We start from the raw sequence: 25,020 nt of genomic DNA, 5'->3' as shown, positions 1-25,020 counted from the left end.
TCTTGGCGAGGGTGGTCTTGCCGGAGCCGTTCTCGCCGACGAAGGCGATGACCTCGCCGCGTTTGATCTCGATGGAGACCTCGCGCAGGGCGGGCTCTTCGGCGCCGGGGTAGGTGAAGGTGATGTCGGTGGCCGTGACGCGTTCGAAGCTCTCGGGCACCGACGCCTCGCGCGCGGTGGGGACGCGGCGTTCGGCGTCGGCGCAGAACTCCAGGAAGTCGGTGAAGTACAGGCCCTCTTCGTAGAGGCGGTTGGTGGCGTACATCAGGTTGGACAGCGACGACTGGGCGGACCTGATCGCCAGGACCGCGGTGCCGGCCACCGCCAGCGGGATCGCCGCCAGGGCCAGGAGCACGCCGAGGGCGACGTAGACGAGGGCGGAGCCGAGGCCGCCGAGGGCCTCGCCGACCAGGCGGGCGAAGGTCTGGCGCCGGGCGAGCTTGAGCAGGACCTCCTGCTCGGCCCTGGCCACGGCGTCGTACATGCGCAGCAGGAAGCCGCGCATGGTGAACGAGCGCACCTCCGCCGCCGGCTCGCGGTTGGCCAGCAGCTCCGCGATGATCCACTTGCGGCGGTTGGCGGGGATGAGGGCGTAGAGGGTCGTGTAGCGCATCTTCGCGCTGCGGACCGCCGCCCAGGCGTCGGGCAGCACCGCCAGCAGGAGGAGCGGGAGCAGCACCGGATGGAGCACGCCCAGGACGCCGGCCACGGCGGCGATGCCGACCGCGGCCGTGACCACGTCGATGGCCGAGGTCACCACCGAGTCGGCCATGGCCACGCCGCGTAGTCTGGCCCGCTGCAACGCGTCGTGGAACTCGGGGTCGTCGTAGGCCACGAGCTCCACCCGGCTGGTCAGCCCGTACAGGCGCTCCTCCGTCAGCCGGCTCACCTGGGGGTCGAGGCGGGCCTGCGCCCAGCCCGCGCCGGCCTGCACGCCGGTGCGGAGCGTCGCGGCCACCCCGACCAGGACGAGGCTGGGCAGCGCGGCCACCACGCGATCGGGGGTGGGGCCCTCGCTGAACAGGGCCGTCAGCACGCCGGTGGTCGCCAGCAGGCCGAAGGCCGGGAAGACGCCACCGAGCAGGTTGAGCGTGATCGTGGCGGGGGTGTCGCGCGGGCCGGCCCGCCAGGCCATGCGCATCGCCTGTGCCACCAGCGACGGCAGCCGCCTGGCGATGGTCAGGAACCCGACCTCCGCCAGCTTGTCCTGATGGGCGTGCCAGTCGGAGAAGGAGATCTCACCGAGTTCGAGCGGCTCATCGGCCATGACTCGAGTGTGCCCACGGGCACTGACAGATCTCCACCGATTATGTCTGGGCGCGTGGCGTAGTTGGTGACACACTCACAGTGATGCTGCGATTCGCCGACTTCAGCGACCTGCCGGCCGAGCCGAACGCGTTCGTGGGCCGGGAGTCCGATCTCGATGAGCTCGTCCATCTGATGCGCGTCTCCCGGGCCGTGACCCTCTGCGGCGCAGGGGGCATCGGGAAGACCCGGCTGGCGCTGCGGCTCGCGGCCAGAATCGGCCCCGACCACCCGGGTGGCGTGTGGCTGATCGAGCTGGCCGACCTGGAGAAGGGCGAGCTGAGAGGGTACGTCGCCGCCGCGCTCGGCATCGCGGGCGACCTCGCCGAGTCGATCGCGGGCCGGCGCGCGCTCCTGGTGCTCGACAACTGCGAGCCGGTGATCGGGGAGTGCGCGGAGCTGTGCCGTGACCTGCTCGGGGCCTGTCCCGGACTCACCGTGCTGGCCACCAGCAGGGAGCCGCTGCGCGTGCCCGGCGAGACCGTGTGGCGGGTGCCGCCCCTGTCCGTGGACGCGCCGGCGGGCGGGCCGTCAGGCGGGTCGGTGGACAAGCCGGCGGGTGGGTCGATGGGCGGGTCGTCGGGCGGGTCGGTGGACAAGCCGGCGGGTGGGTCGATGGGCGGGTCGTCGGGCGGGGAGGAGAGCGAGGCCGTGCGGCTGTTCGTGGCCAGGGCCACCGCCGCCCGACCCGACTTCGAGCTGACCGACGAGACCCGGCCGCTGGTCACGGAGCTGTGCCAGGCGCTCGACGGCCTGCCGCTGGCGATCGAGCTGGCCGCCGCCATGGTGCGGGTCCTGTCCGTCCGCCAGCTCGTCGAGCGGCTGGACGACCGGTTCAGGCTGCTGGCGGGCGGCGCGCGCACGGCTCCGGCCCGGCACCGCACGCTTCGGGCCGCGGTGGACTGGAGCTACCGGCTGCTCTCCCCGCAGGAACGGCTGCTGCTGCGCCGCACGGCGGCTTTCCGCTCCTCGTGGACGCTCGACCTGGCCGAGGCGGTCTGCTCGGGGCCCGGGCTGCCCGAGGAGGACGTGCTGCTCAGGCTGTGCGATCTGGTGGACAAGTCGCTGGTCGCGCTCGACGGGGAGATCGCCGGTCAGGCGCGCTACCGGCTGCTGGAGACCGTACGGGACTACGCGCTGGAGCAACTCGCCGAGTCCGGCGAGGAGACGGAGCTGCGGCGCAGGCACCTGACGGCGCTGGCCGCGATGGCGAGCGGGTTCAAGGAGGCGATCGCGCCGGGAGCGCGCACGTCGTGGCCGGTGATCGAGCGGTACGTGAACCTGTTCGACGCGCTCAAGGTCGAGGTCGGCTCGGCCTGCGACTGGTCGATCGCCATCGGCCTGCCGGAGACCGCGCTGGGCCTGCTGACCGACCTGCGCTACCTGCTGGTCGGCAGCGGCAGGAAGCTCGACATGGCCGAGCGGCTCGACCGGCTGCTGGCCCTCGACGTCCCGCAGGTGCGGCCGGCGCTGCGCGGCCAGGCCACGATCCTGCGCGGCGAGCTGGCGCTGGCGGCCGGCGACCTCGAACTGGCCACGTGGTGCACCCGCGCCGGACTCGATCTGTGCAGGGCCGCCGACGACGCATACGGCGAGGCCGTCGGCACGATCGTGCTGGCCCAGCTCACCGGCAGGCCCGACACCCTGGCCCGCGCGCTGGAGCTGGCCAGGCGCTCCGGCGACCTCATCCTGGAGTCGCTGGCCCAGGGCACCCGGGCGCAGTTCGGCCTGCACCACGGCCGGCTGCGGGAGGCGCAGCGCGGTTTCGAGGAGGTGCTGGCGATCAACGAGGGGCTCGACAACCACGTCGGCCAGTCCTTCGCCCACATCGGGCTCGCCCAGGTCGCCAGGCGCTCGGGAGACCTCGCGACGGCCAAGCGGCACTACGAGGCAGGGCTGAGCCTGCTGCGGCACGTGGACGCCAGGCAGCAGATCGTGAGCTGCCTGGCCGGGCTCGGCAAGGTGGCGCTCGACCAGGGCGACCTGGTGGAGGCCAGGGCCAGGTTCACCGAGGCGCTGGTGCTCAGCCGCGACGCGGGGCTGCGCGCCGGCATCGCCAGGCGGCTGGAGGAGTGGGCGGTCCTGGTCTCCGCCGAGGGCGACCACCGGCGCGCGGTCCTGCTGGCCGCCGCCTCGGTGGCGCTGCGCAGCCGCCAGCCGGACGCGCGTACGGAGGACGTCCTGCGACCCGCGCGGATCGGGCTGGGCGAGGCCGTGGTCGGCATGTTGTGGGCCGAGGGCGCGGGGATGACCGCCGAGCAGGCCGTGGCGTGCGCCCTGGACGGCGCGCTGCCCGAACGCCCCGCCGAGCCGGTCCTGCCGGTCAACCAGGACAGCAGGCTCACGGCCAGGGAGCGCGAGATCGCCGAGCTGATCGCCAGAGGGCTCAGCAACCGGGCCATCGCCGACGAACTGGTCATCAGCCCGGCGACCGCCGCCCGCCACGTGGCCAACATCCTGTCCAAGCTGGGCTTCTCCACACGTACACAGATTGCCGCATGGGTGATCGAGAGCCGCTGATCCGCGTACCTCTCTACACATCCCGGAGCCTGCCGGTTTACATCGTCGAATGGCCATGTCAGCGCATGTGCGGCACCCGTCTGCACACCTACCGTTGCTAAGTGTGATCGGCCGCACCGCCTTCCACCCTTGGCGGTGCGGCCGGTCCCTCGGGGACGTCACGCGTCCGCGCGGAGCTGGGCCTCCTCGGAGGGGTGGAGGTCCGGTTCCGGGCGCGTGGCAGCGGGCTCGAGTCGCGCAGGGCTCGGGCCCGCCCGCGGGAATGCACATCTGCCTACATACATCGGTGGATGCTGTGCATGCCCGGCGGCCGTACGTTGGCGGTCATGAAGCCTGCCGCCTCGACCACCGGGACCGTGATCCACGAGGTGTTCCGCCGGGCGTACGAGCGCGGGGAGCGGCCGGCGCTCGTCGATCTGCGCGGCGGCCACGTCTACGGCTACCGCAGGCTGGTGACCGAGGTGACCAGGGCGGCCTCGGGGCTCGTACGCAGGGGCGCGCGGCGCGACCAGGTGGTGGGCGTGCACGTCTCGACGGCCGGCGCGCAGACGCTGGCCGTGCACACCGTGCTCGCGGCGGGAGGCGTGGCGGCGCCGATCGACCCCGCGCTCGGGGCCGGGGAGATGGCCGCGTGGCTGCGGGAGTGCGACGCGCGCACCTTGATCACCACTCCTGACCTGGCGGAGACGGCGGTGCGGGCGGCCGACGAGTCGCGGGTGCGCCAGGTCGTCTCGCTGGGTACGGCGCTCGACACGATCGACTTCCGCGGCCTGCTCACGCTGGAGCCCACCCCGCTGCCCGCGCTCGACGCCAAGCGCCAGGACGCGCTGCTGACGGCGGACGGCCGCCGGATGTCCCACGCCGGCCTGCTGTCCAGGATGGCGGAGCTCGACCTGTCCGTGGGCCTGGCCGAGTCCGACGTCGTGCTGACCACGTGGCCGCCCGACGGCCGGTGCGACCTGGTCGCCCTGGTCGGCCTGGGCGTGTCCAAGGGCGCGCTGGTGGTGGCCGCGGGCGGCATCGATCCACCCGGCACGAGCTACGACTTCAGCGTCACGGTGGTGACCAACCCCGAGGGCGGGCTCGAGCGCGTCCGCTGAGTATGCGGAGCTGTTATCCGCCCATCCCTTGACGCCGCGCGGCGGGAAGTGGGTAGATGGCCGTTGGTTGACAACGTTGTCAAATCACCAACTTCGGGGGCTTCGAAGGGATGGTGTGCGATGCGACGGTGGTTAGCGACCGTCTCGATCTCGATCGTGAGCGCGTTGAGCCTGGTGGCCTGCGGTGGCGGCGGAGGGGGACAGACGTCCCAGTCGCCGGCGGCGAGTGGCGGCGGCGGGGAGAAGAAACAGGTTGAGGTCTTCTCCTGGTGGACCGGCCCCGGTGAGGCCGACGGCCTCCAGGCGATGAAGAAGATCTTCGAGCAGCAGAATCCGAACTACACATTCTTCGACGCCGCCGTGGCGGGCGGCTCCGGTGACAAGGCCAAGGCGCTGCTCCAGTCGAAGCTCCAGGCCAACACCCCGCCCGACACCTTCCAGGGACACGCGGGCGCCGAACTGCAGGGCTACATCAAGGCCGGCAACCTGGAGGACCTGACCTTCCTCTATGACGAGCTGAAGCTGAAGGACGTCTTCCCCCCGCAGCTCGTCGAGCAGATCAGCGTCGACGGCAAGATCTACTCGGTGCCGGTGAACATCCACCGCTCCAACGTGCTGTGGTTCAACCCGGCGGTGCTCAAGGACGCCGGCGTGGCCGCCGCGCCCAAGACGATCGACGAGTTCATCGCGGCCCTGGAGAAGGTCAAGGCCAAGGGCAAGATCCCGCTGTCGATCGGCTCCGAGTGGACCGTCACCCACCTGATGGAGAACGTGCTGCTCGGCTCGATGGGCACCGACGCCTACAACGCGCTGTTCAAGCCGGGCGCCGACTGGAACAGCCCGCAGGTGACCAAGGCGCTCGAGAGCTTCGCCAAGATCATGTCGTACGCGGGCGACCCGCAGGACGACTGGCAGCCGGCCGCCAAGCAGGTCGCCGACGGCGAGGCCGCGTTCAACATCATGGGCGACTGGGCGTACGGCTACTTCCACAACCCGCCGGAGGGCGGCCTGGGCAAGACGTCGAAGACGGACTTCGACTGGGCGCCGGCTCCCGGGACCGAGGGCACGTACATGTGGCTGTCCGACAGCTTCACCCTCCCCAAGGGCGCGAAGAACCGTGACGGCGCCGTCGCCTGGCTGAAGGTCGCGGCCGGCAAGGAGGGCCAGGACGCCTTCAACCCCAAGAAGGGCTCCATCCCCGCCCGCAAGGACGCCGACCAGGCCCTCTACACCGACTACCTGGCCGACGCGCTGAAGGACTGGTCGAGCAACAAGCTCGCCGGGTCGATCCAGCACGGCGTCTCGGTCAACCAGCCGTGGCTGGCGGCGATCACCGAGTCGGTCGGCCTGTTCATCGGCAGCAAGGACGTCAAGGCCCTGCAGCAGGGGCTCGCCGACGCGGCCAAGTCCAACGCTCAGTAGCGAGGTGCGGCGGGCGTCACCCGGCGCCCGCCGCGCCCGTGGGAGGGAATGCTTGTGAGGCGGGCACGCACGTGGCTGCCCGGATTCCTCCTCGTCACGCCGTCGATCATCCTGATCGGCGTCTTCGTGTACGGCATGCTCGGTTGGAACTTCCGGCTGGCCATGACCGACAAGCACGATGAGGTGTCCGAGGGGAAGTTCGTGGGGCTGCGGAACTTCATCGACATCTGGGACCAGCCGCGGTGGCACCTCTCGGTGAACCACGCGATCGTCTTCACGATCGTGTTCGTGCTGGGCGCGCTCCTGCTCGGGTGGCTGCTGGCGTTCCTCATGGAGAAGGGGATCAGGGGCGAGGGGACGTTCCGGGCGATCTACCTGTTCCCGATGGCCATCTCGTTCGTCGCGACCGGCATCGTGTGGCGGTGGCTGATGAACTCGGGGACGGGGGAGCGGGCGGTCGGCCTGAACCGGCTGTTCGACTGGATCGGGCTGCCACAGTGGCAGTGGTTCAGGGATCCGGACTGGGGGATGGCCGCGATGGCGATCCCCGCAATCTGGCAGATGTCTGGATATGTCATGGCGTTGTTCTTGGCGGGCTTCCGCGGCGTGCCCGAGGAGCTGCGGGAGGCCGCGCGGGTGGACGGCTGCACGGAGTGGGGCGTCTACCGGCACGTGGTGCTGCCCCTGCTGCGGCCGGTCACCCTGTCCGCGCTGATCATCCTGGGGCACATCTCGCTCAAGGTGTTCGACCTGATCGTGGCGGTGTCGGGAAAGCAGATCATCACGGACGTGCCCGCGGTGTTCATGTGGGTGGCGGTGTTCGACTCGCACGATCCGGCCAAGGGCGCCACGATCGCCTCGTACATCGTGCTGAGCGTGGCGGTCTTCGTGATCCCGTACCTGGTCTGGTCCGTGCGTAAGGAGAGGCGCTCATGACGGCGGTGGTCACGCGCCGGGCGGTCTTCCCGTGGGTGCGGTTCGGGCTGCTGATCCTCTTTGTGGTGATCTTCCTGATCCCCATCTACGTGCTGCTCGTCACCAGCTTCAAGCCGCTCACCGAGGCCGATCCCGGCCAGGCGTGGAACCTGCCGCGGACGTGGACGACCGAGGCGTGGCAGGTGGCCTGGGAGAAGCTGGCCCCGGGCCTGTGGAACAGCGTGCTGCTGGCCGTGCCGGGCTCGCTGCTGTCGTGCGCGCTCGGCTCCATGAACGGCTACGTGCTGTCCAAGTGGCGCTTCCCCGGGGCGGACGTGCTGTTCACGCTGTTCCTGTTCGGCATGTTCATCCCGTACCAGGGAGTCATGATCCCGCTGGTGCAGCTGCTCGTGGGGCTGAACGAGCTGACCGGGCTGCAGGGCGTCTTCTACGGCGGCATCCCCGGGCTGGTGCTGGCCCACGTCGTGTACGGGATCCCGATCTGCACGCTGATCTTCCGCAACTACTACGTCACGATCCCCGACGAGCTGATCGAGGCCTCCCGGGTGGACGGGGCGGGCATGCTGAGGGCGTACTGGTCGGTGGTGCTGCCGGTGTCGGCGCCCGCGATCGCGGTGGTCGTCATCTGGCAGTTCACCTCGCTCTGGAACGACTTCCTGTTCGCCGTCTTCCTGACGGGGCCGACGAGCTGGCCCACCACCGTGATGCTGAACAACATCGCCGGTGCGCAGGCCACCCCGTACAGCCAGCAGATGGCGGCGGCCATCCTGTCGTCGATCCCGACGATGCTGATCTACGTCCTGCTGGGCAGGTTCTTCATGCGCGGGCTGATGGCGGGAGCGCTCAAGGGGTAGCCCCCGTCACCGCTCTCGGCGGGGCGGGGGGTGTCAGGCGGTGGCCACGTGGGACAGGGGCTCGCCGCGCACGTAGCGGGCCACGTCGGCGGCCACGATCGAGGCCGCCTTCACGGCCGTCTGCTTGCTGGCTCCGGCCAGGTGCGGAGTCATGATCAGGTTCGGGGTCGTGAGCAGGCGCGAGCCGGCGGGGATGGGCTCCTCAGGAAAGACGTCCATGGCGGCCCCGAACAGGTGGCCCGACTCCAGGGCGTCGCACACGGCGTCGTAGTCGACCAGCGCGCCCCTGGCGCAGTTGACCAGGACCGAGCCGCGCGGCATGGAGGCGATCTCGGCCGCGCCGATCATGCCGTTGGTCTCGGGGGTGGCGCGGGCGTGCAGGGAGACGAAGTGGGAGCGCCGGAGCAGCTCGTCCAGCTCCACCCGGCCGGGCACGTCCACGTACGGGTCGTAGACCAGGACCTCCGCGCCGAAGCCTTCGAGCATGCGGGCCACGCGGCGGCCGATGGCGCCGTAGCCGACCAGGCCGACCGTGTTGCCGTCCAGCTCGGGGCCGACGTTGTCGTACATGTAGTAGTCGCCCCGCCACACACCCCCCGCCAGATCCGCGTGCGTCTGGGGGATCCTGCGGGTGGCGGCCAGCAGCATGGCCAGGGTGTGCTCGGCGGTGGCCACCGCGTTGCGGCCGGGCGCGAACGTCACCGCCACGCCCGCCGCCGTGGCCGCCTCCAGGTTGGCGTTGACGGGACCGCCCCGGCTCACGCAGAACAGCCGCAGGTCGGGAGAGGCGTCCAGGACACGCTTGGTCAAAGGAGCCATCTGGGTCACGCAGACCTCGACGCCGCGTAGCGCCTCGATCAGCTCGTCCTCCACGTCCGAGGCCTCGTCCACCTCGCCCACCCGGCCGAACGGCTCGACCGGCCACGGCAGCGTGAGCTCGCTGATGTCCAACTCGCCGGGGACCTCACGCCTGAGCGCGTCGATGAGCAGGCGGTTCTGGACGAAGTGGTCGCCCGCGGCAAGCACTCGGATGGTCAACGAACGGCTCCAATCGGGGAGTTGTACTGCAGCATCGCGGCCCGCCGCCCGGTACGCAGGCGCAGCTCGGTCAGGGCACAGTTGTCCAGGCGCGGGAACAGCCGCCGGTACTCGCCGAGCGGCACCCCGATCAGGCGGCACAGGGCGAGCCTGATGGCGGTCGTGTGCGCGACCACCAGCACGCGCCCGCCGGGATGGGCGGCGGCGATGTCGTCGAGGGCGGCCACGAACCGGTCGGCGGCCAGGTGCGGGTCCTCGCCGCCGGGCAGCGGGTGCGCGGCCGGGTCGGACTCGAACGCGGCGCGTGCCTCGGGGAAGCGGGCCGCCATCTCGGCCGAGGTCAGGCCCTCGCCCTCGCCGAAGTCCAGCTCGCGCAGCCTCGGGTCGGTACGGAGCTCCACCCCCGCCTTGTCGGCGCCGGCCGCGGCGGTGATCCGGGCCCGGCTGAGCGTGGAGGCCCACACGGCCGCCAGAGCCGCCTGACCGGCCCATTCGGCCAGCTGGGCGGCCTGGGCCTGGCCGCGCGGGGTCAGCTCGATGTCGCTGACCCCCGCGTAGCGGTTCTCGGCGTGCCAGACGGTCTCGCCGTGGCGGACCAGGACGAGGTCGGTCATCGGGCGGTCCTCTCGCGTGCGTGCCGGGCGGGGGCCGGGTCGAGCCAGCCGCGCCCTTCCAGCTCGGTGACGAAGCGCAGGTAGGGCTCCGTGAGGTCGGCTCCCGACGGGTCGACGACGGCGCGGGTCCTGATCATCCGTTCGGGGTCGCCGCCCGCCAGGACGGCCATGCCCAGGGCGGGCTCGGCGTTCTCCCGCAGCGTCACGGGACGTCCCAGGACGTCCGCCCTGAGCCGGGTCCAGTACGCGCTGCGGGTGGCGCCGCCGGTCAGGATGATCTCGCCGTCCACGGGGGCGCCGAGAAGGTCGAGGTAGTCGAAGCAGAGGCGCTCGACGAAGGCCGCGCCGAGCAGGATCGCCGCGTAGCGTTCGACGTCGTCGGCCGGGCTGCCGAGCGTGAACCCCTCGGCGCCGGGGGCGTCGAACGGGAAGCGCTCGCCCCGCGAGACCAGCGGGTACGTGACGCTCGCGGGCGGTCCCGGGCGGTCGGCGGCCTGGGCGCTCAGCGCGTCGAGGTCGCGGCCGGGCAGGTCGCGGGAGAGCACGCCGGCGCCGGTGCTGGACGCGCCGCCCGGCAGCCACGAGCCGTCCGGCGCGCGGTGCGAGTAGACGACGCCGAGCGGGTCGTGGATCAGCTCCTTCGTCACGCCCTTGAGCACCAGCGTCGTGCCCAGCACCGAGTTCCAGCTGCCGACCCGGGTGGCGCCCGCGCCGAGCTGGGCCGCGCACCCGTCGGTGGTCCCGGCGATCACGGGCGTGCCCGCGGGGATGCCGGTCTCCTCGGCGGCGGCCGCGCAGACCACGCCCAGGCGGGCGCCGGGCCGTACGACCTCGGGGAGCATGTCCGCGGGCACGTCCAGGGCGTCCAGCACCTCGGACGGCCAGCGCTCCTCGATGAGGTCCACGCCGGTCTTGAGCGCGTTGCTGAGGTCGGTGGCCACCTCGTGGCCGACGAGGCGCCGGTTGACGAAGTCGTTCTGGTGCGCGAGCCGCGCCCCGGCGGGGGCGTCCTGGAGCAGCCACAGGAGCTTGGGCAGCGCCCAGTTGGGCTGCATGCGCCGGTAGCCGAGCCGCTCCCACACGCGGGCGCCGGCCTCGTTGGCGCGCGTGGCGTCCGCGCGCCGGTCGTCGTACATGAGCGCGGGCGTCAGCGCCCGGCCGTCAGGGCCGGTGAGCAGGATCGTTCCAGACGTGGCGGCCACGGCCACGCCCGCGACCTGCTCGGGCGGCACGTCGCGCAGCGCCTCGCGGGTGGCGGCGGCCAGCTCGCGCCACCACTGCTCGGGGTCCTGCTCGTGGCGGGGCCCGTCGCGGTGACTGGTCAGCGGCCGGCTCGCCGTGCCGAGCACCTGCCCGTCCCCGGCGACGGCCATCGCCCGCACGCTCTGGGTCCCGAGATCGATGCCTACCCAAACGCTCATGTACGGCCCCTCATCTCGGCCAGCAGCGGCCAGGAGACCGCGTTCGCCTGGCGCAGAGCCAGGAAGTCGTCGAACAGCCGGCTGTACAACGCCTGGTTGGCGGGCCTGGGCTCGAGCGCGTCGCGCATCCGTACATGCTGCGAGGCCGCCGTGGCGATGGACGGAGCGGCGCCGGTGGCGGCCAGTCCCACCAGGTACGCGCCCCGAGCGCCCACCTCGGCGTCCGCCGGGCGGCGCACGGGCAGCCCCGTGATGTCGGCGATCAGCTGGAGCCAGACGGTGCTGTTCGAGCCGCCGCCGCACACGCGCAGCTCCGTCGGCGCCGCACGGGTGGCGGCCAGGCAGTCGCGGATGACCATTGTCAGTCCTTCGAGCACTGCCCGCGCCATGTCCTCGCGGCGGTGCTCGAACGACATGCCCAGCAGCGACCCCCTGGCCAGCGGGTCGGAGAACGGCGCCCGCTCACCGGCGGGCGACATGTACGGCAGGAATGTCAGCCCGCGCGCGCCCGGCTCGCTCAGCAGGGCCAGGTCGCCCAGCTCGGCCGGCCCGCTCAGCCCCATCATGCGGCACGTCCACTGCACCACCTCGGTGCCCGCGAACGTGGGGAAGGCCCGCAGGTAGCCGCCGGTCAGCGCGATCGTGATCCCGATCGGCTCGCCCTCCAGATCGGCCGAGTCGACGATGACCTCGGTGCAGAGCGTGGTGCCGAGGATGCCGCACGCCTGCCCGGCCCGCACCGCGCCCGCGCCCAGCGCCGTGGCGGCGATGTCGTACGGGGCCATCACGACCGGCGTCCCAGCGGGCAGCCCCACCGCGGAGGCCGCGTCCCGGGACAGCTCGGCGACGTGGCCGGAGCGGATCGGAGGCAGCAGCCGCTCCGCCCACTCCGTCCCGAACAGGCTCAGCAGCGAGGGAGAGTAGGCCCGCGCCCGCAGGTCCATGAACGGCGCGGAGGCGTCGGACTCGTCGGCCACCAGCTCCCCGGTCATCCGCGCGAAGATCCAGCCGCCGCAGGTGAGCATGGCGCTCGACCGCTCCAGCCGCTCAGGGTCGTTCGTGCGCAGCCAGGTCAGGATCGCGTGCGGCAGCCCGGAGGCGGCCGACGAGCCGTTGAGCCGGAACGCCTCGGCCGCCGTCCCGGACCGGGTCCAGGCGTCCACGGCCGAGGCCGCCCTGGCGTCGTTCCAGAGGATCGCGGGCCCGGTCGGCTCGCCGTCGGGGCCGACCAGCCAGCAGCCGTCGCCCTGGGCCGTCACGGCCACGAAATCGACCCTGTCGCCAGTCGGGCCCACCTGGGCGGCGACCTCGCGCACGGTGGCGGCGACCGCGTCCCAGACGGCGTTCATGTCCTGCTCGGCGTGGCCGGGCAGGGGCCTGGAGACCACGGTCTCCCGCCGGGCGACGAACGCCTCCGCGCCCTCGGCGTCGTATCCGACCGCCTTGATGACCGTGGTGCCCGCGTCCACGCAGATGATCGCCATCAGGCCCTGCCGTGGGAGGTCCTCGACCGGCGCGACACGGAGTCGACGATCACGGCGAGCAGCAGGACCGCGCCGGTGACCACGAACCTGATCGACGAGTCGAGGTTGAGCAGGGTCAGACCGCTGGAAATGGACTGGATGACGATGATCCCGAGCAGCGCGCCGAACGCGGTGCCGCGCCCGCCGAACAGGCTCGTCCCGCCGATCACGGCCGCCGCGATGGCGTTGAGGTTGACGTCGCCGCCACCGCTGGACTGGTTGGCCGCCGCGAGCCTGGCCGCGGCCAGGATGCCGCCGACCGCGGCGAACGTCGAGCAGAGCACGAACACCGAGGTGTAGACGGCCCTGACGTTGATGCCGGCCCGGCGGGCGGCCTCCACGTTGCCGCCGACGGCGTAGACGGCCCGGCCCCACTTCGTCCGCGACAGCAGGTAGTGCATGATCAGCACGAGTCCCACGAAGAAGACGAACATCCAGCCCACGCCGCGCGTCTGGCCCAGGTACCAGACCACGAAGGCCAGCACGACCAGCAGCGCCACGCTCCTGACGGCCAGCGTGGACACGCTCCGGGCCGACAGCCCGGCCTTGCGCCGCTCCTGGGCGTGCAGGTAGCCGGTGACGAACAGCCAGACGGCCGCGACGACCGCGAACGTGTACGACAGCCAGGCCGGCACGAAGTCGAGCTGCGCGAAGTTCACCAGGCCCGAGTCGAAGGGCAGGTTGATCGACCCCTTGGTGCCCAGCACGTACAGCTGGAGCCCGAGGAAGGCGAGCAGGCCGGCCAGCGTGATCACGAAGCTCGGCACCCCGAACCGGTTGAACAGCTGCCCGTACAGCCAGCCGATGACCGCGCCCATGATCACCGCAGCGGCGATGGCCAGCCAGACCGGCAGCCCCTGGCCCACGAACAGCACCGCGAGCACCGCTCCCGACAGCCCGCTGACCGAGCCGACGGACAGGTCGATCTGGCCCACCAGCAGCACGCAGACGATGCCGAGCGAGATGATGCCGACGGCGGCGGACTCCAGGGTGAGGTTCACCAGGTTCGCGCTGGACAGGAAGATCGGGTTCAGGACCTGCAGGACCGTCCAGATGACCACGAGCCCGACCACGACGGGGATGACGCCCAGGTCGCCGCCGCGGGCCCGCTCGACCACGTCGGCGAGCGCGCCCCGCAGGCCGTCACGGTCCTGCAGCCGCTCGTCCTGCCGGTCCGTCGTCACTGTGCTCATGAGCCATTCCCCCTCTGCGCACGCCGGGACACCACGTTGTCGGTGGCGCCGGTGATGGCGGCGATGATGTCCTCGGTGGAGACCTGGTCCACGTCGAACACGCCGTTGTTGCGGCCGAGCCGCAGCACCGCGACGGTGTCGGCGACGGCCTTCACGTCGGCCATGTTGTGGCTGATCATGATGACGCCCAGGCCGTTCTCGCGCAGCCGCTCGACCAGGTTGAGCACCTCGGCCGTCTGTGCCACGCCCAGCGCGGCGGTCGGCTCGTCGAGGATGATGACCTTCGGGTCGCCGAGCAGCGACCTGGCGATGGCCACCGTCTGCCGCTGGCCGCCCGACAGCGCCGCGACCGGCACCCGTACGCTCGGGATCTTCGCGGAGAGCTGGCGCAGCAGCTCCCACGAGCGGGTCTCCATGGCCACGTCGTTGAGGCGCAGCGGGCGGATCTCCTGGCCGAGGAACAGGTTCTGGATCACGTTGAGGTTCTCGCAGAGCGCGAGGTCCTGGAAGACCGTGGCGATGCCGAGCTTGTGCGCGGCGGCCGGGGTGGGGATGTGGACCTCGTTCCCCTCGAACGTGATCGTGCCGCCGTCCGGCGGGTGCACGCCCGAGAGGATCTTGACCAGGGTCGACTTGCCCGCGCCGTTGTCTCCCACGACGGCGACGACCTGGCCGGCGGCGACGTCGAGGTCGATGTCGGTCAGCGCCGCCACCGCGCCGAAGGTCTTGCTGATCCCGCGCAGAGAGAGGACGTTCATCACTTGATTCCGAGCTCGGCGCAGCCCTTGGCGTATTCACCGGTGCAGGCGTCGGCGGCCTTCATGATGCCGCTGTCGAACAGCACTTCCTTGATGTTCTCCTTGGTCACCACCGTGGGCACGAACAGCTCCGACGGGGTGTTGTAGAGCGTGGACTTGCCCGCGGGCTTCTTGCCCTGCATGAACTCCCACGCCACGTTCGCGGAGGCCTCGGCCACGATCTTGATCGGCTTGGAGATCGTGTTGTACTGGTCGCCCGCGATGATGCGCTGGGCGGCGGCCAGCTCGGCGTCGTTGCCGGTGACCGGCGGCACCTTCACGCCCGCGGCCTTGAACGCGGCGATCGAGCCGCCGCCGGTGCCGTCGTTGGCCGCGACCACGCCGACGATCTGGTCCTTGAACTGCGTGATCTGGCCGCTGACCCAGGTCTGGGCCTTCTCCGGCTGCCAGTCGGGGGTGTCGTACTCGGCCAGCAGCTTGAACCCGCTCGGGTCGACCGCGCTGTGGATGCCCTTCTTGATCAGGCCGGCCGCCGCGTCCGTGGGCGAGCCGTTGACCTGGAGGATCCCGCCCTTGGCGTTCTCCTTCTTCAGGTGGTCGACCAGGGACTGGGCGATCATGGCGCCGATCTTCTCGTTGTCGAACGAGATGTAGTAGTCGGCGGGCGTGGCCGGGATCGGCCGGTCGTAGGCGATGACCGCCACCTGCTGCGACTGGGCCGTCTTGACGATGGTGGCCGCGGCGGCGGAGTCGACCGGGTCGAGCACGATGGCCTTGACGCCCTGGGCGAGCGCGGAGTTGGCCTGTTGCTGCTGCTTGGCGGCGTCGGAGTCGGCGTTCTGGTAGATGACCTCGCAGGTCGGGCAGAGCTGCTTCATCTTGGCCTCGAACAGCGGCTTGTCCGCCAGCTCGTACCGGGTCGAGGCGAGGTCGGGCATGAGGAAGGCGACCTTGGCGTTCTGGACGGCGCCGCTGCCGCCGCCACTGGTGTCCCCGCCGGTCGAGCCGGAGCCGGAGCCGCACGCGGCCAGCACCGAGCCTGCGAGCACTGCCACTGCGGCGAACGCGGAGGTCCGCATCTTAGCTCTGTTCACGGGATTCTTTCCTCACTTGCTACCGGGATTCATGACGCACTGCCCCCGAAACAGGACAATGCCCTCACGACCAGGCACATCCTGTGGTGCGGCTCACGGTAGCGCGGGTGCTGAAACTTTGTCCAGCAAAAATGTTCAGAGCTGGCGGGCAGCGGCCACCAGGCCCTCTGCCGTCGGAACATCCGTGACGAGCTGGTTGAAGTAGCCGCCCTTGGCGCCCGCGACGATGGACAGCACCTTCTCGGCGCCCACCGCGACCGCGATCGTGGTGGGGATGCGGCGCAGCTCCTCAAGCTTCGTGGCGACCAGGCGCTCGCTGCCCGGGTACGTGACGGGCTCGCCGTCGCGGTCGTAGACGCGCATGCACACGTCGCCCACGGCCTGGCGCAGGCTGTCGGCGTCGCGCGGCATGAGGGCGGGCGTCATCTGCCGCATCAGCGGGGCCGAGCCCACGCCGACGAGGGCGCACTTGGCGTGCGCCCACAGGTCCATGACCCGGCGCACGGACGGCTCGTGCTGCAGCGAGTAGAACAGCTCGGGGCCGGGCAGCGCGGGCGCGTAGAGGTAGGCGGGCACGCCGCCGACGCGTTCGGCCAGGATTCGGGTGGTCTCGTTGGTCTGGAACCAGGGCTGCGGCTCCTCCTGGCCGCCCACCGCGGGCGCGATCGTGACACCCGGATACTGGCCGAGCCCCTCGCGGGCGCACTCGTAGACCGTGGTGCCGGAGGAGACGAGCACGACGTCGCCGGACTCCAGCCCGACCGCCGCCAGCGCGCGGGTCACGGCGGGGGCCAGCCACGGGCCCAGGGTGGGGCCGCTGACCTTGGGGACCAGGTAGACGCGCTGCAGATCGAGCGCCTGTGCCACCTCGGCGGCCAGCGGGCCGTCCTCGAGCGCGGCCGGCCGGTGCACCTTGATCTCGACGATGCCCTGCTTGCGGGCCTCGGTGAGCAGCCGGCTCACGGTCGCCCTGGAGACGCCGAGCCGCTGGGCGATGTCGCCCTGGGTGGCCTCCTCCATGTAGTACTGCTGGGCCGCCGCGTACATCAGCTCAAGCGGGAACCTGGCCTGCGTCTCGGGTGCGACGTCGGCGGCATTCATGCGCGCGCTCCTGTGAACATTTTTGCTGAACCGATGCGCAAACGACTATAGGCGGTGATGTCCCCGGGGGCCACTGCCGCGTTCTCCGCTGGAAAGGCTAGCCGTCGTGACGTTCTCCAGACAGGGCTACTACTCTGCGCTTACGCTCGACTGCGAAAAGTGATACGGGGGACAGGGGAGGGGCAATGTCCAAAGGGATGTTGGTCGCGGTGGCAGTCGGTCTGGTGGCCGGGAACATGGCGCCGCCCGCCGTGGCGGCGGCCACGGTTCTGCGCTGCGACACCTACGTGCACGCGCAGGACAACGACCTCGGCATCGCGTCCTGCACCAACCCCACGGGCCAGACCTGGAAGTTCCGGGCCGTGGTGGTCTGCGGCCGGGCACCCGACGTCGTCGGCGAGTGGGTGACGCTCCCGCCGGGCGCGTCGGGGGAGTCTCGGGGATACTGCGGCGGCATCTTCACCAGCGGCGTGGGCGCCGTGGGCGTGGACGAGCGGGTCGTCTGACCGGTCAGCCCGGCGGGGGGAGCTCGCCTGAGCCGCGGGCGATGAGCCGTACGGGCAGCTCGATGTGCTCAGGCGGCCCGGCGTCGCCGCGCAGGCGGCGGAAGAGCAGCTCGGCCGCCACCCGCCCCATCCACGCCGGGTCCTGCGCCACCACGCTCACCCCCGGGGTCAGCAGGTCGGCCAGCTCGAAGTCGTCGAACCCCACCAGCGCCACCCGGCGCCCCGCCAGCGCGCGCAGCGCCGTCACGGTGTAGCGGCCGTTGCCCGTGAACAGCGCGGAGGGCGGATCGTCCAGGGCGGACATGCGGGCCAGGTCCGCGCGTACGCCCTCCAGCGAGGGCGGCCGCATCGACACCAGCCGCTCGTCGAACAGCCCCCCGAGCGCCTGCCGGTAGCCGTTGAGCCGCTCGGCCGCGGTGAAGATCCCCGGGTCGTCGCCGAGGAAGGCGATCCTGCGGTGGCCGTGGCCCATGAGGTGGCGGATCGCCTCCCCGGCCCCGCCCAGGTTGTCGGCGAGCACCGTGTCCACGTCGATGCCCACGCCCGGCGGCCGGTCGGCGAACACCACCGGCGTGCCGGCCTCCAGCTCGGGCCGCAGGTACGTGTGGTCCTCGCCGGCGGGCACCACGATCAGCCCGTCCACCCGCCGCGCGCAGAACGTCTCGACCAGCTCGCGCTCCCTGAGCGGCTCCTCGCTCGACGAGCCGCTCAGCAGCAGGCAGCCGTGCTCGATGACGACGTCCTCGACGGCCCGGCTCAGGCCCGAGTAGAACGGGTCCGCCACGTCCTCGATGACCAGCCCGACCGTGGCGGTCCTGCCCCTGCGCAGCACCGCCGCGCTCTCGTTGCGGCTGTAGCCCAGCCGCTCGATGGCCGCGCGCACCCGCTCGGCCGTGGCCGGGTGGACGCCGGGCTCGCCGTTCACGACGCGCGAGACGGTCTTGAGCGCCACGCCCGCCGCCGAGGCGACGTCCTTCATCGTCGGTCTCACGCCAGGATCATTCCTCACCTGGACCAGGCAGACAACGTTGTCAGGGGTTATGCGAGAGTGGTTCCCTATGTCGTTGAGATCTGCCGTGCTGGTGATCGGGTTCGTACTGGCCGCGCTCAACCTGCGCCCCGCCATCGCGGGTGTCTCCCCGCTCCTCGACGAGATCATGAAGGACGTGGGCCTGTCGCCCGCGGGTGGCGGCGCCGTCACCACCGTCATGGTGGTCTGCCTCGGGGTGTTCGGGCCGGTCACGCCGCTGCTCGCGCGGCGCTTCGGGCTCGACCGCACGCTGCTGGCCGGGCTGCTGGTCATCGCGGCGGGAGTGACGCTGCGCGGCCTCGACGGCGCGCCGATGCTCTACCTCGGCTCCGCCCTCGCCGCCACGGCGATCGCCGTCATGAACGTCTCCATGCCCGCCGTCGTCAAGGAGCACTTCCCCACCCGGGTCAACCTGCTGACCGGCGTGTACGTCGCCTCGGTGGTGGCCGGCGCCACCCTGGCCTCCGGGCTGGTCATCCCCGTCGAGCACGCCACCGGGTACGGCTGGCGCGGCGTCTCCGCGCTGCTCGCCGTGCCCGCCCTGCTGGCCGCGCTGCTCTGGCTGCCCCAGGCGCTGCGCAAGCAGAGCGGGGCGCAGAACGGGCCCAGGCCGTTCGGAGCGGTGATCAGGAGCCCCGTGACCTGGTCCGTGACCGCCCTCATGGGCCTGCAGTCGCTCACCTTCTACGTCATGCTGGCCTGGCTGCCGACGATCTTCCTGGAGGCCGGGCTGCCCGCCGACCAGGCCGGCTACCTGCTCAGCCTGACGAACCTGGTCCAGGTCGTCACCTCGCTGGCGATCCCCGTGCTGGCGGGCCGGCGGGCCTCGCAGGTGCCGTACGTGGTCGGCGCCGGCGTGCTGACCGTGCTCGGCTACCTCGGCATGCTGCTGGCCCCCACGGCCGCGCCCTGGCTGTGGATGATCGTGCTGGGCATCGGCCAGGGCGCCTCGTTCGCGCTCGCACTGCTGATCATCGCGCTGCGGCCCGCCGATCCGGCCACCGTGACCGCGCTGTCGGCCGTGGCGCAGTCGGTGGGGTACGTGATCGCGGCGCTGGGGCCGTTCCTGTTCGGGTTCCTCAGGGAGGTCTCCGGCGGCTGGACGGTGCCGCTGCTGGCGGGGCTGGGGGTGCTCGTGGTGCAGATCGCGGCTGGGTGGTTCGCGGGTCGGCCTGCTACCTTAGGTAAGGCTAACCTTTAGGGGGATTCAGGGTGCTGACCGAGACGCTCCAGCGGGTCGCCGACGCGCGTGGCGGGGTGCTGGGCGTCGAGCCTCGCCTGGTCATCGAGCCCGACAGCACCTGGACGCCGGTCGCCGAGCTGCTGCGGGAGCCGTACGCGGCGCTGCTCGGGCTGATCGACGAGACGGCCGCGCGCTGGAACGCGCCACGCCACGTCGGCGCGGCGCTGTTCTGGAAGACCTACGGCTACTGGCACACGATGCCCATGGCGCTCGGCTGGGCGCTGGACGGGCGGGTGCCGATCATGCGGCCGGCGGACACGTACTTCAAGGTGTCGGACGCCGGGGTGACGATCGCGGCCACGCGGGTGAGCTGGTCCGAAGGGGCCGCCGCGATCCGCGAGGCGCTCGCCGAGTCGCAGGCGCCCCTGGTGCGGGCCATCGGGGCGGTGGCGAAGGTGGGCGAGCGGACGCTGTGGGGATCCACGGCGGAGGCGCTCGCCCATCCGCTGACGTCGATCGTGCCGGGCGACTACATGCGGCTGCTGAAGGAGATCGGCCCCCCGGTCGACGGGCTGATCGAGCCCGCCGGCGACGGCTACTTCCGCAGGACCTGCTGCCTGTGGATCACACTGCCCGACGTCGAGCCCTGCGGAAGCTGCTGCGTGCTCAGGCCACCACCGCGTCGTCCAGCGGCCTGAGCTCGTCGGCGTAGCTCACCGAGACGCGGCGCATGACGCCGGTGCCGTCGATGGAGTACTGGCCGAGCCGCCACAGCGGCGGCGAGTAGGCGTGGATGGAGACGCTCTCGTCCACCGCGCCGTTGAGCCGGTGGATGTGGTCGGGTCCGAACGAGAACGACTGCCCCTCCGTGACCACGGTCTCCAGGTGCTCGCCGCCGATGCGCGGGTTGCACTCCAGGAGCGCGCCCTGCACCACGTGGACGGCGCCGGAGGAGATGTCGTGGTCGTGCCAGCCGGTGTCGTCCTCGGGGCGCCAGCAGAGCAGCCAGACGTCCACGTACGCGTCGCGGTAGAGCGAGGCGTAGTGCCTGCCGCCGTCCTCGGGGAACTCCACCTGGTCCCGCCACTCCTCTGGGCGGGCGGCCAGCTCGTTCACCAGGTCGCGCAGTTCGCGACGGTCGAGCGTGCGCTCGGGCAACCGGGCACAGGTGCCCCCGTCCTGGATCTGCGTAGTGCTCACGTACGAGTCTCCCTTCTGCTGCTCATGGCCTTCACTCCGTGAAGGCGGCTCGGTCGCTTCGGAGCCGTTGCCTTCCCTCGTCGCTCTGGTCGCTGCGCTCCCGCCGCTCCTCAGTCCAGGCAACGGCGCTCCCTCGCGAGTAGTCGACGGGGGTTGACGACCCGGATGGCGTGGCCGGCGGCCGCGCCGAGTCCGGGTTCGGGTGCGGTGGCGTAGGGGGCGTCGGAGCCGTTGACGACGACGTCGATGCCCAGCTCGCGGACGATCGCGTCGATCGCCCGCGGGCCGTAGGAGGAGGTCTCCACGAAGAAGTCGGGATCGACCAGGCCGCGGCTGCCGCCGCCCCTGGCGATCAGGCGCTCGGAGTGCAGCGGGGCCAGCCCCGCGAGGAGGGCGAAGCAGACGCGCAGCTCGGGGTGCCTGGGGCGGACGACGGCGTGGAAGTAGTGCCAGGCGGCGTGCATCTGCTGGACGTACGGCACCACGGCGGGCCACCAGGGCGGCGTCCCCGGGGCCTTCGCGGCCGGGCCGGGGTGGACGAAGAGCGGGAGGTCCAGGTCCGTCAGCACCTCGAGCAGGCCGTCGTCGGGCACGGCCGTCGCGGGGATCTGCAGCCCCGCGAAGCCGCGGCCGAGGTCCCGGGCCAGGCGCTCGGGGTCGGGCCGGCTGAGGCACGTGGACGCCCAGGCCCCGAACGGCTCGCCCAGCACGAGCGCGCCGTCGTGGTAGGCGTCGATGACCGGCCAGGACTCCTCCGGCGGCAGGAACTCGATGCCCAGCGGGCTGGACGGCGACACCAGTGCCAGCTCCAGGCCGGTGGTGTCGCGGTGCTCGAGGTCCTGGGGGTCGATCTCGTACGGGGGCTCGTCGTCGAGGATCAATGTCCAGCCGTCGACATAGGGAGGGGAGGAGCGGACGCGCAGGGCGTCGACGAGCGGGCGCGTCCAGACATGCTGATGGACGTCGATGCTCACGGCCTCCTCCTTCCCCTATTCCCTACTAACATTACATGTAACCCGCGCCACCTTGCGACACTGAACTGTGAAGCGTTTCAGTGATACGGTTCAGTGAACCGCTTCACAAGCCCGTTGTCAACGGGCTTCGGGCGCCGCGGCCACAGCCCGGAAACGCCGGCCAGCTCGGTCTGCCGCTCGGCGGGTTCGGGGGCAAAGCGGACAATCGGCTGGCAGGAATCGGTTCTGTCGGTGCGAGCGAATAGGCTGGCTTAATGCCTCGCAAGAGAGCCACGATCCGGGAGGTGGCTCAGGCCACGGGCCTGTCACCGGCAGCCGTCTCGTATGCGCTGCGCGGCCTGCAGGTCTCCGAGGAGACCATGGAGCGCGTCCGCGCGGCGGCGGCCGAGCTGGGTTACGAGGCCGATCCCATCGCCAGGGCCCTGGCCAGCGGGCGCACCGGCATGATCGGCCTGCTGTGCGGCTCGCTGGAGGACCTGTGGCAGCAGTCCCTCGCGGTCGGCATCAGCCGGGGGCTGCGGGAGAAAGATCGCTATGCCCTGATTCTCGACGCGGTGGGGGATCCCGCCCGCGAGCGGGCCTTCGCCCAGCGGCTGCGCGACCAGCGCGTCGACGGGCTGATCGTCCAGCCGATCGATCCGGCGGCGGCGTTCTGGCGTGAGTTGTGCGAGTCGCTGCCGGTGGTCGCGATCGGCGACTCGATCGCGGGCACGGCCGGGGAGGTCGTCTTCGACAACCGGCGCGGCGTGACGCTGGCGCTGGAGCACCTTCGCGCGCTGGGCCACCGCCGCATCGCCGTCCTCACCCCCACCCGGGCCAGCACTCCCGACCGGCCCGCCGACGTCCACGTCACCGCCGAGGCCGACCGGCTGGGGCTGGACATCGTCGTCGCCACCGCCCCGCACGGGCTGGCGGGGGCCACCGCCGCGGCGCGCGAGCTGCTGGCGGGGCAGGGGCCGAGCGCGGTGTTCTGCTTCGCCGACTCGATCGCTTACGGGGTTTACGCCGCCGCTCAGGAGCTGGGGCTGGCCGTTCCCGAGGACGTGTCGGTCATGGGGTATGACGATCACCCGATGTCGGGGCTGCTCACGCCTGGTCTCACGACCGTCGATTGGGACATCGACGGGATCGTCAAGGCTGCGGTCCGCCTCATCTCGGCCGCGGCGGACGGAGGCACCCGGCGGCGGCGCGTCGTCCAGGCGCCCACCCTCCGCGAGCGGGGATCGGTCGCCCGCGTGCCGTAGCGGCTCCCGGCATCGGGCACCCTCGGCGTCGGGCATCCCCGGCACTGCGCACCCCTTCGGCATCGGATGCCCCGGCACCGGGAAGGCGTGCGCCCAGTGACGGCGTCGGTGGCCGTGTCGCGCGGTTGGCGTGGCTCTTTCCTTGCCGCACGCCCGCACACCGGCACGTCCGCACGCCCGTACCCCGGCGCCCCCGCACACCGGTACCCCCGTACCCCGCGTCCGCCGGCCGCGGGGGTGCGGGGATGTCGCGTGGGGTGGGTCAGGGTGGGGGGTGGGGGGTCAGGGCGTGGCGGGAGGTGGTGAGGTCGTCGGTGAGGGGGCGGTCCGGGGTGGGGGTGTTGAGGGCGCGGAGGGCGGCGGTGCGCTCGCAGGCCAGGACGATCTCCAGGGGCTCCAGGCAGCGCAGGGCGTTGCGGGCCGCCTGGGTGGCGAAGCCCGCGTGGTCCTCCGTGCCCAGGGAGATCACCGCCGTGCCCGTCGTCACCGGCGTCGCGAGGAGGCGGAGCTCGGCCAGGGCGTCCTGGGCCACGTACTCCAGGATCAGCGCCCCCGACGACCCAGGGCGGTCGGCGAGGAAGGGGTGGTGGCCGGTGTAGGCGGGGTCCATGAGGGTGGCCAGGCGGGCGGCGCTGAGCTGGGCCGTCTGTACGAGCGCGGCGCGCAGCCCGTCGAGCGCCAGCGCCAGCGGGGCCGAGTGGAAGTTGCCGTTGTGCCAGGCCAGGGAGCCGGAGATGAGAGGGTTCTCGGCGGCGGCGTTGAGGTCGATCTCGATGGCGGTCGTGGCGCGGTCGAGGGCGTCCATGGCGGCCCCGTGCACCTGGGCGAAGGCGCGGTAGCCGTACGGGTCCTGCACGCGGGTCGCCAGCTCCTGGGTGAGCAGGCCGCGCAGGCGGGCGGCCACGGCGGCCTGGCCGGGGTGTTGGCGGGCCTCCTGTACGGCGGCCGCCAGCGGCTCGGCCGAGGCGCCCACGGCGGTGAACGACATCGCCGCCACGTCGATGACGGCCTCCAGGAGGAGACGGAGGCGGTGGCAGGCGATGGCGGCGTCGGCCAGCGTGGCGGCTCCGGAGCTGATGAACGGCAGCGCGTCCTCAGGGGCGAAGGAAAAGCGCGGCGTCCCCGAAGGGAGCAGGGACTCGGAAGAGGGTGGGGGTTCGTGGTGCCAGGGGAGTTCGCCGAGCAGGCACAGGGCCGTGGTGGCGAGGGCGCCGAGGTCGCCGGTGCCGATGGCCCCGTACGTCTGGATCGGCGGGGTGAACCCGCCGTTGATCGCCTCGGCCAGCACCGGCAGGACGGCCGGGTCGATGCCGGAGCCGCCGGCGAGGAGCTGGTTGAGCCGGACCACGAGCATGGCCCGGGCGCGGGCCGGCGGGATCAGCGGGCCGGCGCCGCACACGTGGCTGCGGAGCAGGTCGAGGCCGGGTTTGTCGAGGATGACGCCTCTGTTGGCGCCCACGCCGGTGCTCCGCCCGTAAACGGGGCCCGTGAGCTCCTGAGCGGTGGCCCACGCGGCCCGGGCCCGATCCAGAGAGGCGATCGTGACCCGGGCACCGCCGTACGCAGCCTCGTGGACCTGCGCGCAGGTCAGGCCGGCACCGTCGAGCTCCACCGGCGGTTCAGTCGCCGTCGGGAATGAACAGGCCCAGCAGCCAGCTCACCACGCTGATGATGATCGCGCCCCAGAAGGCCGCCGGGTAGAAGTTGTCGACGTGGAAGGGGATGTCGAGCTGGCTTGAGATCCAGCTCGTCAGCAGCAGCATGGCCGCGTTGATCACGAGGAGGAACAGGCCCAGCGTCAGGACGATGATCGCGCATCCGAGGGCCTTGACGATGGGCTTGACGATCGCGTTCACGATGCCGAAGATCAACGCCACGATCAGCAGCACGCCCCAGTATTTGGCGGAGTTGGCGGAGGTGCTGACCTCGATGCCGGGGACCAGTTGGATGGCCACCCAGAGGGCCGCCGCCGCGGCGATGGTTCTGATGATGAATCTCACGCTG

23 protein-coding genes are annotated in these 25,020 nt (G+C 71.7%); 9 read left to right on the top strand and 14 right to left on the bottom strand.

The annotated features are described in order from the left end of the window. Positions 1-1,267: ATP-binding cassette domain-containing protein (locus ACFKCF_RS58505; RefSeq protein WP_394505802.1), on the bottom strand; the 1,267-nt coding region annotated here is incomplete at its 3' end. Positions 1,268-1,350: 83 nt separating this feature from the next. Between ACFKCF_RS58505 and ACFKCF_RS58500 the strand changes: the two genes are divergently transcribed. The 5 genes from ACFKCF_RS58500 (at position 1,351) to ACFKCF_RS58480 (ending at position 8,137) form a co-directional block, all read left to right on the top strand. Then, on the top strand, positions 1,351-3,825 hold the full coding sequence (locus ACFKCF_RS58500; RefSeq protein ID WP_394505800.1) for an ATP-binding protein: 2,475 nt from the start codon (positions 1,351-1,353) through the stop codon (positions 3,823-3,825). Between the two features lie 326 nt (positions 3,826-4,151). Further along, on the top strand, positions 4,152-4,925 hold the full coding sequence (locus ACFKCF_RS58495; protein WP_394505798.1) for an AMP-binding protein: 774 nt from the start codon (positions 4,152-4,154) through the stop codon (positions 4,923-4,925). Between the two features lie 120 nt (positions 4,926-5,045). Next, positions 5,046-6,347 (top strand): ABC transporter substrate-binding protein, encoded by a 1,302-nt coding sequence (locus ACFKCF_RS58490; protein WP_394505796.1) that lies wholly within the window; start codon positions 5,046-5,048, stop codon positions 6,345-6,347. A 48-nt stretch (positions 6,348-6,395) separates the two neighbouring features. After that, complete coding sequence (locus ACFKCF_RS58485; protein WP_394505794.1) at positions 6,396-7,283, top strand: carbohydrate ABC transporter permease; 888 nt, start codon at positions 6,396-6,398, stop codon at positions 7,281-7,283. Further along, entirely contained in the window at positions 7,280-8,137 is an 858-nt protein-coding gene (locus ACFKCF_RS58480) for a carbohydrate ABC transporter permease (RefSeq protein ID WP_394505792.1), read from the top strand. The genes ACFKCF_RS58485 and ACFKCF_RS58480 overlap by 4 nt, the downstream gene beginning before the upstream one ends. A 33-nt stretch (positions 8,138-8,170) precedes the next feature. Here ACFKCF_RS58480 and ACFKCF_RS58475 read toward each other — a convergent pair whose 3' ends face one another. From ACFKCF_RS58475 to ACFKCF_RS58440, 8 genes are all read right to left on the bottom strand, one after another. Continuing rightward, entirely contained in the window at positions 8,171-9,175 is a 1,005-nt protein-coding gene (locus tag ACFKCF_RS58475; protein ID WP_394505790.1) for a 2-hydroxyacid dehydrogenase, read from the bottom strand. Further along, entirely contained in the window at positions 9,172-9,789 is a 618-nt protein-coding gene (locus ACFKCF_RS58470; protein WP_394505788.1) for a histidine phosphatase family protein, read from the bottom strand. The genes ACFKCF_RS58475 and ACFKCF_RS58470 overlap by 4 nt, the downstream gene beginning before the upstream one ends. Next, complete coding sequence (locus ACFKCF_RS58465) at positions 9,786-11,210, bottom strand: FGGY-family carbohydrate kinase (RefSeq protein WP_394505787.1); 1,425 nt, start codon at positions 11,208-11,210, stop codon at positions 9,786-9,788. Before ACFKCF_RS58465 ends, ACFKCF_RS58470 begins: the two co-directional genes overlap by 4 nt. Further along, positions 11,207-12,694 carry an FGGY family carbohydrate kinase gene (locus tag ACFKCF_RS58460; protein WP_394505785.1) on the bottom strand — a complete coding sequence of 496 codons (1,488 nt, stop codon included), beginning with the start codon at positions 12,692-12,694 and terminating at the stop codon, positions 11,207-11,209. The genes ACFKCF_RS58465 and ACFKCF_RS58460 overlap by 4 nt, the downstream gene beginning before the upstream one ends. Next, positions 12,694-13,926 (bottom strand): sugar ABC transporter permease, encoded by a 1,233-nt coding sequence (locus tag ACFKCF_RS58455; protein WP_394505784.1) that lies wholly within the window; start codon positions 13,924-13,926, stop codon positions 12,694-12,696. The genes ACFKCF_RS58460 and ACFKCF_RS58455 overlap by 1 nt, the downstream gene beginning before the upstream one ends. Beyond that, the gene (locus ACFKCF_RS58450; protein ID WP_394505782.1) at positions 13,923-14,684 is read right to left on the bottom strand and encodes an ATP-binding cassette domain-containing protein; all 762 of its coding nucleotides are present in this window, start codon (positions 14,682-14,684) and stop codon (positions 13,923-13,925) included. The genes ACFKCF_RS58455 and ACFKCF_RS58450 overlap by 4 nt, the downstream gene beginning before the upstream one ends. After that, a complete protein-coding gene (locus tag ACFKCF_RS58445) occupies positions 14,684-15,778 on the bottom strand; it encodes a sugar ABC transporter substrate-binding protein (RefSeq protein ID WP_394505780.1) in 1,095 nt (364 codons plus the stop codon). The genes ACFKCF_RS58450 and ACFKCF_RS58445 overlap by 1 nt, the downstream gene beginning before the upstream one ends. A 135-nt stretch (positions 15,779-15,913) precedes the next feature. Then, a complete protein-coding gene (locus ACFKCF_RS58440; RefSeq protein WP_394505778.1) occupies positions 15,914-16,879 on the bottom strand; it encodes a sugar-binding transcriptional regulator in 966 nt (321 codons plus the stop codon). A gap of 209 nt (positions 16,880-17,088) precedes the next feature. Here ACFKCF_RS58440 and ACFKCF_RS58435 point away from each other — a divergent pair, with 209 nt between their 5' ends. Beyond that, the gene (locus tag ACFKCF_RS58435; RefSeq protein ID WP_394505776.1) at positions 17,089-17,385 is read left to right on the top strand and encodes a hypothetical protein; all 297 of its coding nucleotides are present in this window, start codon (positions 17,089-17,091) and stop codon (positions 17,383-17,385) included. A gap of 4 nt (positions 17,386-17,389) precedes the next feature. Here ACFKCF_RS58435 and ACFKCF_RS58430 read toward each other — a convergent pair whose 3' ends face one another. Next, positions 17,390-18,376, bottom strand: coding sequence for a LacI family DNA-binding transcriptional regulator (locus ACFKCF_RS58430; protein WP_394505774.1), 987 nt, complete (start codon positions 18,374-18,376; stop codon positions 17,390-17,392). A gap of 67 nt (positions 18,377-18,443) precedes the next feature. On the opposite strand from ACFKCF_RS58430, the gene ACFKCF_RS58425 reads away from it, so the two are divergent. Both ACFKCF_RS58425 and ACFKCF_RS58420 read left to right on the top strand, forming a co-directional pair. Then, a complete protein-coding gene (locus ACFKCF_RS58425; protein ID WP_394505772.1) occupies positions 18,444-19,616 on the top strand; it encodes a CynX/NimT family MFS transporter in 1,173 nt (390 codons plus the stop codon). An 11-nt stretch (positions 19,617-19,627) separates the two neighbouring features. After that, entirely contained in the window at positions 19,628-20,296 is a 669-nt protein-coding gene (locus ACFKCF_RS58420; protein WP_394505771.1) for a hypothetical protein, read from the top strand. Here ACFKCF_RS58420 and ACFKCF_RS58415 read toward each other — a convergent pair. Continuing rightward, the gene (locus ACFKCF_RS58415; protein WP_394505769.1) at positions 20,265-20,798 is read right to left on the bottom strand and encodes a cysteine dioxygenase; all 534 of its coding nucleotides are present in this window, start codon (positions 20,796-20,798) and stop codon (positions 20,265-20,267) included. The two genes, ACFKCF_RS58420 and ACFKCF_RS58415, sit on opposite strands and share 32 nt — an antisense overlap. A gap of 110 nt (positions 20,799-20,908) precedes the next feature. Continuing rightward, a complete protein-coding gene (locus ACFKCF_RS58410) occupies positions 20,909-21,772 on the bottom strand; it encodes an amidohydrolase family protein (protein ID WP_394505768.1) in 864 nt (287 codons plus the stop codon). Between the two features lie 254 nt (positions 21,773-22,026). On the opposite strand from ACFKCF_RS58410, the gene ACFKCF_RS58405 reads away from it, so the two are divergent. Further along, positions 22,027-23,016 carry a LacI family DNA-binding transcriptional regulator gene (locus ACFKCF_RS58405; protein ID WP_394505766.1) on the top strand — a complete coding sequence of 330 codons (990 nt, stop codon included), beginning with the start codon at positions 22,027-22,029 and terminating at the stop codon, positions 23,014-23,016. Positions 23,017-23,278: 262 nt separating this feature from the next. On the opposite strand, the gene ACFKCF_RS58400 is transcribed toward ACFKCF_RS58405, so the two are convergent. Both ACFKCF_RS58400 and ACFKCF_RS58395 read right to left on the bottom strand, forming a co-directional pair. Continuing rightward, complete coding sequence (locus tag ACFKCF_RS58400) at positions 23,279-24,628, bottom strand: aromatic amino acid lyase (protein WP_394505764.1); 1,350 nt, start codon at positions 24,626-24,628, stop codon at positions 23,279-23,281. A gap of 7 nt (positions 24,629-24,635) precedes the next feature. Then, positions 24,636-25,016 (bottom strand): phage holin family protein, encoded by a 381-nt coding sequence (locus ACFKCF_RS58395; protein WP_394505762.1) that lies wholly within the window; start codon positions 25,014-25,016, stop codon positions 24,636-24,638. Positions 25,017-25,020 lie beyond the last annotated feature (4 nt).

The sequence above is a fragment of the Nonomuraea sp. JJY05 genome (assembly GCF_043496855.1).
Lineage (GTDB): Bacteria > Actinomycetota > Actinomycetes > Streptosporangiales > Streptosporangiaceae > Nonomuraea.
Note: the sequence above shows the minus strand (reverse complement) of the source record. Positions and strands in the feature narration are given on the sequence as shown.